We start from the raw sequence: 9,184 nt of genomic DNA, 5'->3' as shown, positions 1-9,184 counted from the left end.
GCGCTGTAGCAACGAATGCCGCTCCCGGACGTTTTCGCCGCAATATGCCCGATCCCATCCCGGTGGTAGTGCTGGGACGTCTGGCGGTAGATACGTCATTGCATGGTCAAGGTGTTGGCCGGGCATTGGTACGAGATGCTGGGCTACGGGTGATTCAGGTTGCTGATACTATCGGCATTCGCGGGATGCTGGTTCATGCGCTATCTGATGAAGCGCGGGAATTTTACCTACGAGTTGGGTTTGAGCCTTCACCAATAGACCCGATGTTGCTGATGGTGACGTTAGGGGATTTGGTGGGGAGTCTATCAATTTGAAATTGATGCCGTGCTCTAAAAAGCAAAAAACCAGCCAATAGGCTGGTTTCTTTAATAAGTGGTGCCCGGACTCGGAATCGAACCAAGGACACGGGGATTTTCAATCCCCTGCTCTACCGACTGAGCTATCCGGGCAACGGGGCGCATTAAACCGTATATCACCGGAGCCGTCAACGGGTTTCTGCCTTGCGGCGGCTGCTTGCTCTATTTTCAAACAATGGCGTCATATCCCTGTCTGGAAGCGCTGCAAGCCACACGTGGAAGGCGCCCTCGGATTTTCATGACTTATGCCGCAGGGGCTTTCTTGAATTTGATAAAGAATAGTGCGATTATCGCCCGGTTTTTGACTTTCCTTTCATTTGTGATCATCGAGGGTCGTTGATATGTCGGACTCAATGCTTTTGGTGCGGACGCTGAGCGCCATGACTTTGATGACGTCCCGGGACTCCGGTCACACTGCTGTAGCGCTTTCCTTCCCCAGTTTATCTCCCTTCATTATGCGGTGAGGCGTGTCGACGCTCACTGTTAGGCATGATTAAAAATAGAGCTATCGCTCTGATTTTACTGATGTCTATCGGATGGAGCGGATCTCCGTTTCCCCTTTGTTCCGGCAGTTTTCTGCATGAGTCATACACTTGAAGGTATTGGCTGGCGGAACACGACCGGCAACGGCTGGGCGCGTCATCCCTGCGCTGTGTCTTTCGGGCACGTATACTCATCCTTGATCGTTTGGGTTTGTTAAATGAAACAATTAAAAATTGCGGCTAATTCAGCGGTTGCCGCCCGTTTGAGCACTGAACGACCGGTAGTGGCCCTGAGTCAGACCGACTTTACGGATATTGCTGCGGTAGTGGTCTCCGCGGAAGAAGCTCACAGCGGCATTTTGTCTGTGTTACATCACACGGGATTCTCTATTCCGGCCTTTGTGCTGCGTATGCCGGAAGAGGGCAGTCTCGAAATGCTGCCGCCGGGCAGTGAGTGGCTGATCCTGGATGACGCGGGCGATCATGCTGCTCAGTTAGAGCAGGCGGCTCGTGCTTATGAAGATGCGCTGTTGCCGCCGTTTTTCGACACGCTGACCCAATATATCGAGATGGGTACCACCACCTTTGCGTGTCCGGGGCATCAGGGTGGGCAGTTTTTCCGTAAGCATCCCGCCGGGCGTCAGTTCTATGAGTTTTATGGCGAAACCCTGTTTCGTTCGGATATCTGCAACGCCGATGTGAAACTGGGCGATTTGCTGATCCACGAAGGCGCCGCGAAAAAAGCTCAGAAGTTCGCAGCCAAAGTCTTCAATGCGGACAAAACCTACTTTGTACTGAATGGCACCTCGGCGGCGAACAAAGTCGTCACCAATGCGCTGCTGACTCGGGGCGATCTGGTGCTGTTCGACCGTAACAACCACAAGTCCAACCATCACGGTGCGCTGATTCAGGCGGGCGCAACGCCGGTGTATCTCGAAACGGCGCGGAACCCGTTCGGCTTGATTGGCGGCATTGACGCACACTGTTTCGACGAGACTTATCTGCGTGAACAGGTCAGGGTGGTAGCCCCTGAGCGCGCGGAGCTGCCGCGGCCATTTCGTCTGGCGGTGATTCAGCTCGGCACCTATGACGGCACCATCTATAACGCGCGTCAGGTGGTCGACAGCATCGGTCATCTATGCGACTACATCCTGTTTGACTCCGCCTGGGTGGGCTACGAACAGTTTATCCCGATGATGGAACAGTGCTCGCCGCTGTTGCTCGAACTCAATGAGAACGATCCGGGGATCTTCGTTACGCAGTCGGTGCATAAGCAACAGGCCGGATTCTCCCAGACGTCCCAGATCCACAAAAAAGACACGCACATCAAAGGGCAGAAGCGCTTTTGCAATCATAAGCGTCTCAACAATGCCTTCATGCTGCATGCTTCGACGAGCCCGTTCTATCCACTTTTCGCCGCGCTGGATGTCAACGCCAAGATGCATGAGGGCGCAAGCGGCCGCCGTCTGTGGCAGGAGTGCGTGAAGCTGGGGATTGAAACCCGCAAACAGCTGCTTGACGTCTGTTCCATGATTGCGCCTTTTGTCCCAACCTCGGTAGGTGGCATTCCTTGGCAGGATCACGATACAGAGGCGATGGCGCAGGATGTCCGCTTCTTCCACTTTGAGCCGGGAGAACGCTGGCATGCCTTCGAGGGATACGCGCAGGATCAGTATTTTGTCGACCCATGTAAGCTGCTGCTGACCACGCCGGGTATTGACGCGGAAACCGGTGAGTACACGCCGTTTGGTATACCAGCCACCATTCTGGCTAACTATCTGCGCGAACACGGCATCATCCCGGAAAAATGCGATCTGAATACGATTCTGTTCCTGCTGACCCCGGCGGAAGATAGCCTCAAGATGCAGCATCTGGTACAGGCGCTGGTGCGTTTCGAGCAGTTGATTGAGCAAGATGCCCCGCTGAGCGACGTTTTGCCGAGCCTGTATCAGAAGCATCGTCAGCGTTATGAAGGTTATACGCTGCGTCGGCTATGTCAGGAAATGCATGATTTCTACGCGCGTCATGATGTAAAACGTCTGCAAAAAGCGATGTTCCGTCAGGCGGAGTTCCCGGCGGCGGTGATGTTGCCGCAGGAGGCGCACAGTCGTTTCATTCGTGGCGAGATCGAGCTGATTGCGCTTGATGAGGCCGAAGGGCGTATCGCGGCTGAAGGCGCGCTGCCGTATCCGCCGGGCGTGCTATGTGTGGTGCCGGGAGAAGTGTGGGGCGGGGCGGTACTGCGTTATTTCCTGGCGCTGGAGGCCGGTCTGAATCTCATGCCGGGCTTTGCGCCGGAGTTGCAGGGCGTCTATGCAGAGACGGAAGAAGATGGGCGTAAACGGTTATACGCCCATGTAGTGTCGAACTAGGACCGGATGAACCGGGGCGAAAGCCCCGGTGATAGGCGTCAGAAAGCGTTACTGTTTTGACGCTTCCTGCGGCTGCTCATGCTCCTGTTTGACCAGATTTGCATCCTGTTTTTGACGGCGCAGGCTGTACCAGCCCATCGTCAGCATGATGGCAAGCAGCGGCAGCGTAGAGATGGTGTAGGTGCCGTTAGGATAATCGAACGCCATCAGTACCAGCACAGACAGCAGGAATCCGAGCGTCAGCCAAGAGGTGACCGGCGCGCCGGGCATTCTGAAGCTGATCGGTTTGGCTTTCCCTGCTTTAATCGCCTGACGCAGCTTCATCTGACAGACGATGATAAAGCCCCAGGAGCTGATGATGCCAAGCGAAGCAATGTTCAAGACGATCTCAAACACCTGCGATGGCACGATGTAGTTCAGGAACACGCCGATGGCGTGGATGCCGACGGTGACCAAAATACCGGCGTAAGGTACGGACTGCGCGCTCATTTTGGACATGAATTTCGGCGCAGAGCCTCCCAGCGACAGCGAACGCAGAATACGTCCGGTGGAGTACAGCCCTGAGTTGAGGCTGGACAGCGCCGCTGACAGCACCACGATATTCATGATGGTGCCGATGTAGGGAACGCCCAGCTTGCTGAAGAACGTCACGAACGGGCTTTGCCCTGCCTGATAAGCATTCCACGGCAGCAGACATACCAGCAGAATCACCGAGCCGACGTAGAACAGACCCACGCGCCAGATCACGCTGTTGATCGCCTTAGGCAGCATTTTCTCGGGATCTTTACACTCACCGGCGGCGGTACCAATCAGTTCCACCCCAGCAAAGGCGAAGATCACGCCCTGTATCAGCACCAGCGCTGGCAGCATACCGTGCGGGAAAAGCCCGCCATTATCGGTAATGAGATGGAAGCCGGTGCGATTGCCGTCGAGTTCAAGCCCGGTGCCGAGATAAATGGTCCCCACGATCAGGAACAGCGAAATCGCGATGACTTTGACGAGCGCGAACCAGAACTCGGCTTCCGCAAACCATTTCACCCCAATCATGTTCATGGTGGTGATGAGCCCCAGTGCGCTGAGGGCGAAGACCCATTGCGGCACGTCGGCAAATGTTCCCCAGTAATGCATGTAGAGCGCTACGGCGGTGATATCGACGATACCGGTCATTGCCCAGTTCAGAAAATACATCCAACCCGCGACGTATGAGGCTTTCTCTCCGAGAAACTCACGCGCATAGGAGACGAAGCTGCCGCTGGTAGGACGGTGCAGCACCAGTTCGCCCAGTGCGCGCAGAATGAAAAAGGAAAAAATACCGCAAGCCAGATAAACGAGAGCCAAAGAAGGGCCGGCCATCTGTAAACGAGCGCCCGCGCCTAAAAACAGGCCGGTACCGATAGATCCGCCGATGGCGATCATCTGTACCTGTCGGTTACCCATGGTTTTGTGGTATCCCACTTCATGTGAATCGAGCCAGCGTCGCTTGGCCGCATGGCGTTCAGAGTCTTTGCTTTTATGCTGATTCATTACCCGTCCAGATCCCTTTTCTTATCATTTATAAGAAAGAAATAACATATTATTTAATAAGTTAACCGTTAAAACTCGGCCTTTGCATATACCGCCATTCCATAGCGGTATGCTGGGGCAGGAATTGAAAAACGTCTGCGATGCTACCTTTTCTTGGCATCCTAGGCAAAAATTGTCTGCGTTAGTAATGCATTAAATAAAGATAATAATCATGCTTGATTATAAAAAAATAGTGGAATGTAGGATGCTTTGCGGTTTTCCGTAGTGATTTTCGCTATTCAATAGTGTGGGCATAGCATTTGCTTATAAGCGGATTTCCCGTTGGTTATGGCGGCAAATTCGTCAGGAAACCGGGCATTTCTGTAGCACCATGAACCGTGGCGAAAGCGGGATACCGCGATCTCACGGTAAAGGTAACCTGTCGCAGACGAGCCTCCGGCGGGGCCGGAGGCTCGGATCGCGTTATCAGCGACGGTAGTTTCTCTGCGCCGAGTTCACCTTGTACAGATAGCGGCGAGACTCCTGAGAAGGGTGCCGGGTCGTCAGCGTCTGGTAGACATCATTGGGAGACATGCCGTTAATGGCGCTCACCGCGGCGTCTTTGTCGCTGGAGAACACACGCAGCACGCTGCCTGCGCCGCCGTTATAGGCGGTGATGACGGCATAACGTTGTGACGTCGGATTCTGGATACCCGCCAGATACACATTCTTCAGTATCGCCAGATAAGCCGCCCCGGTATCGATATTGTTTTCCGGATCGAACAAATAGCTGCGGCTCGGCTGTCCCCATTTCCCTTTCATCTTGAAGACATCGCGTCCTGCGCTGTGCTGAACGACCTGCATCAGACCCAATGCGTCGGAATGGCTCACGGCGTAGGGGTTGAAGCTCGACTCGGTCTGCATGATCGCCAGGATCAAGGAGGGCTCGATGCCATAGCGATCTGCGGCTTTACGGACCAGCGGGAGATATTTGTGGGCACGCTTGTCCAGATGGTTAGGCACCAGCTGAATGGTGACGGTCCAGATCACGTGTACGCCTGAGGTACGGCGTTGCAGCTTGTTCTGAATCAGATAATCCGCAAAGCTGCTGGCGCGACCTTCCCAACGGATAGGCTCGCTGGTGTTGTCCAGCACCTGACCATACAGCAACGGCTCACGGCTGATCTGAATATCGTTGGCGTCGGAATACAGGTCGGTGTTACTGGCGTCATCGCCCATCAACAGGGTGGTGACGATGGCCTGACGGAGGCTGGTTTCGTAGTTGGTCGGGTTGATGGTTTCGATCGTGATGGTACCGGCATCGAAGTTGACGTGGCTACGGGTCAGGTATTGGTCGGAATACTTAACGTAATCCTTGGGGCCGGCGATCAACACTTCGTTGATGCCCCAGATGTTTTCGATGTTGTTGGCGAATTGCCCCATCAAAATATCAAAGGCGTTGGTATCTTTAATATAGGCTTCGGCATCTTCGCTGCCTTTGTTGCTGGAACAAGAGATAAGCAGCGGAGCGATGCACAGCAAAGCTAGCAGTTTCTTCATCATATCAGGCCGTGTCGGGAGCGTGAGTTATCAGGGCCGGCAGGCCCCTGCGCGATTACTGATCTTCCGGCGTGTAGCCGTCGATTTGCACGTCCTTGCCTTCAAAAAGAAACTTTGTCATCTCTTCTTCCAGCAGCTTACGGTCTTCCACGTTCATCATGCTGAGCTTTTTCTCGTTGATCAGCATCGTCTGCTTGGTTTGCCACTGGCCCCAGGCTTCCTTGGAGATTTCGTTATAAATGCGTTTTCCCAGCTCGCCCGGATACAGCTGAAAATCCTGGCCTTCGGCCTCACGTTGTAAAAAAGTACAAAAAATCGTTCTGCTCATGCTTATTCCTCGTTATTTGGCGCGCAGACGTCTACGAAGACGGACTGCGACTGAGCCAACTGTTGCAGCAGGCGTTCTACCGGGGCCGCAAGCCCCACAGATGGCGGCTGGGCTAAGTTATACCAGAGACCGGCGCCTTCATCCATGCAGGCACTCTGACTGGACACATCCAGCAACAGAGGGACGATATCCAGATGAAAGTGGCTGAAGGTATGTCGGAACGCGATGCCTTGCTGCAGTCCGCTTCGCGACATCCCACGCTGTTGCAGCCAGGCATGCGCTTCCTCTTGGGTCGCGAACTGGGGAAAACAGAATAATCCGCCCCACAGTCCTACGGCCGGACGCTGCTCCAGCCAGACGCGCTGTTGCTGCCGGACCATCACAAACCAGGCGCTTTTCTCCGGAATCGTCTGCTTGGGTTTCTTGCCCGGATAATCCGCCCAGTTGTGGTTAGCGTAGGCGATACACTGGGTGTTGAGCGGACAAAGTTCACATTTGGGGCGGCTGCGAGTACAGATCATCGCGCCCAAATCCATCATAGCCTGATTAAATGCGCCCACACCTTTCGCTGGCGTAACGGTTTCACTGATATTCCACAGGCGATTCTCCACCTCTTTTTTACCCGGCCAGCCGGAGACGGCGCAGCAGCGTGCGAGCACGCGCTTCACGTTGCCATCGAGAATCGGGTAGTGCTGACCTTGAGCCAGAGACAGGATCGCGCCTGCGGTTGAACGGCCAATGCCCGGCAGCGCGACGATATCGTCGAACGTGGTGGGGAATTCGCCGCCGTGCTGTTCCGCGATGACCTGCGCTGCTTTGTGCAGGTTGCGTGCCCGGGCATAGTAGCCAAGCCCGGTCCAGAGGTGCAGCACCTCATCCAAGGGCGCGGCGGCCAGAGCGCGTACGTCGGGGAAGCGAGCGATAAAACGCTGAAAGTAGGGAATAACGGTGGCGACCTGCGTCTGTTGCAGCATGACTTCAGACAGCCAGACCTGATAGGCCGTTTTATCAAGTTGCCAGGGCAGCGTTTTACGTCCGAAACGTTCGTACCACGCCAGCACCTGTTGCGCGAACTGTTGCGCTTGTATCATAAGGAGGGATCGCTATCCGGCAGGTGAAAATTGAAAGCGATTCCAGCACAGTGTGAATGTGCTGTAAACCCGAAGTTTCCTGAACGTGTTGCTTCTGCGCCTCTCATGCGCTGCGGTGTTTATGTCGTGACAAATGCGCTGGCGTGGCGTGGTCGGTCAGTTACTTTCCAATACGCTAAAGCGCTGCGCCTGATTTTTCGATATGAGCAGACGGGGTTGGTAGGGAGTAAGCCGTGGCCGCAGGGGCGCGACCACGGGCTTGGGCCATTAACGCACGTTGCAGGCGAACGTGGGGCGAAAGGCGCTGACCAGGTAGACTTTATCCGTCAGCATTTCGAAGCGGATGACCTCATTCTTACTATAAGGCGTAGCATTGTCGGGCGCGGTATCGGCCAAATTCTTAAACATGGCGGTGTTTTTCATAATGAGATAATTGCCATTCCAGCTGTAATCGAACGTGAGTGTACGTTCTAAAACATTCGCAGGTTTGTCTACATCAATATAAATGCCGTGTAAGGCCATCGAACCTTTTCCTCTGGCCCCTAAATAGAAATTGATGATATAGCTCTTAACAATGGAATCCTGCCCACTTTTAATGGTGGAACTTATTTCTCCCCGACACATTAATGGTTTTTTGTAAACGTGGTAATAGTAATATAACGATGACAGAGTGATTACCAAAAACAATATAGTCACCGCAGTGATAGTCAAAGGAGTTCTAATTGTTGATGAAGACATGCGTTGAGCACCTTTTCCCTTCTTTTTTACAGGAAATAACAATAATTTCTTCTCTGGTCGCAATTTTAGGTATGATTATTTTTCTGGAAAAATAGTAAAGGTTGACATTATTTTTACAGAGATAATGATACTTTTCCGGAAAACCCTCGCTGATCGTGTCATCATCCAGATAAAAAAACTGGCAGTTTACTATCTTCGCGTCTCTAAAAATTTCTCTGTATGGGAAATCTGTCGATAAGATAAACGCAAAAAATAAAATTAAGACCAGGGCCGTCCCGCCTACCACAAAGAAAAGTGGCTTTCTGTATTTTATTCGCTGAACTTCAGTGTGTTGAGGCGAAACTTCCACAACGGCACTTTGCTGTGAGTCGTCACATGTCACCTCAATATCGAGCGTATTAAACATAATGCCGACTTTAGGTACTGTCATCAGTATCTCAGCCAGATCATATTCACGCAGAGATTTTCTCAATAAAGAAATATAGTTGTTTAAGTTGTTCATGGACGGTGCCAGAGCGTTTTTCTCCAGAACCTCCGTAAGCAGGTACTCTTTACTTAATGTCACTCCTGGATTAATAAGCAGCGTTTTTAGAAGCTTTGCCACAGGCAGACTCAGAGATATGGCCTCTTCTGAGCGATTTACCCATGCTAAGGAGTTGTCTTTTTCTGTAAAGACAACCGACTTATTAATTAAATAAACCATTTATAGATGCTCTATGGAGACATGAATTATAAAAAAGTCGATATAGTGAGG

The 9,184-nt window shown here is 52.8% G+C and carries 8 protein-coding genes and 1 tRNA gene; 2 read left to right on the top strand and 7 right to left on the bottom strand.

Annotated elements, in window-relative coordinates:
• Positions 1–314: GNAT family N-acetyltransferase (locus Q7O77_RS10680; protein ID WP_304166802.1), on the top strand; the 314-nt coding region annotated here is incomplete at its 5' end.
• Between the two features lie 59 nt (positions 315–373).
• Here Q7O77_RS10680 and Q7O77_RS10675 read toward each other — a convergent pair.
• Positions 374–449 (bottom strand) — tRNA-Phe (locus Q7O77_RS10675).
• A gap of 607 nt (positions 450–1,056) precedes the next feature.
• Between Q7O77_RS10675 and Q7O77_RS10670 the strand changes: the two genes are divergently transcribed.
• A complete protein-coding gene (locus Q7O77_RS10670) occupies positions 1,057–3,210 on the top strand; it encodes an ornithine decarboxylase (RefSeq protein WP_304166800.1) in 2,154 nt (717 codons plus the stop codon).
• 48 nt (positions 3,211–3,258) lie between these two features.
• Here Q7O77_RS10670 and ansP read toward each other — a convergent pair whose 3' ends face one another.
• The 6 genes from ansP to Q7O77_RS10640 form a co-directional block, all read right to left on the bottom strand.
• A complete protein-coding gene (gene ansP, locus Q7O77_RS10665) occupies positions 3,259–4,734 on the bottom strand; it encodes an L-asparagine permease (protein ID WP_304166798.1) in 1,476 nt (491 codons plus the stop codon).
• Positions 4,735–5,199: 465 nt separating this feature from the next.
• Entirely contained in the window at positions 5,200–6,273 is a 1,074-nt protein-coding gene (gene mltC, locus Q7O77_RS10660) for a membrane-bound lytic murein transglycosylase MltC (protein ID WP_085651513.1), read from the bottom strand.
• A 55-nt stretch (positions 6,274–6,328) separates the two neighbouring features.
• On the bottom strand, positions 6,329–6,601 hold the full coding sequence (locus tag Q7O77_RS10655; protein ID WP_304166795.1) for an oxidative damage protection protein: 273 nt from the start codon (positions 6,599–6,601) through the stop codon (positions 6,329–6,331).
• Positions 6,602–6,603: 2 nt separating this feature from the next.
• A complete protein-coding gene (gene mutY / locus Q7O77_RS10650; protein WP_304166793.1) occupies positions 6,604–7,692 on the bottom strand; it encodes an A/G-specific adenine glycosylase in 1,089 nt (362 codons plus the stop codon).
• Positions 7,693–7,959: 267 nt separating this feature from the next.
• Positions 7,960–8,430 (bottom strand): FidL, encoded by a 471-nt coding sequence (locus Q7O77_RS10645; RefSeq protein ID WP_304166791.1) that lies wholly within the window; start codon positions 8,428–8,430, stop codon positions 7,960–7,962.
• Entirely contained in the window at positions 8,411–9,133 is a 723-nt protein-coding gene (locus Q7O77_RS10640) for a winged helix-turn-helix domain-containing protein (protein ID WP_304166789.1), read from the bottom strand. Before Q7O77_RS10640 ends, Q7O77_RS10645 begins: the two co-directional genes overlap by 20 nt.
• Between the last annotated feature and the right edge of the window lie 51 nt (positions 9,134–9,184).

Origin of the sequence: Lonsdalea britannica (assembly GCF_946477055.1) — a bacterium.
In the GTDB taxonomy this organism is placed as follows: domain Bacteria; phylum Pseudomonadota; class Gammaproteobacteria; order Enterobacterales; family Enterobacteriaceae; genus Lonsdalea; species Lonsdalea britannica_A.
The sequence above is the reverse complement of the archived record's forward strand: the minus strand, read 5'-3'. Positions and strand labels throughout refer to the sequence as shown.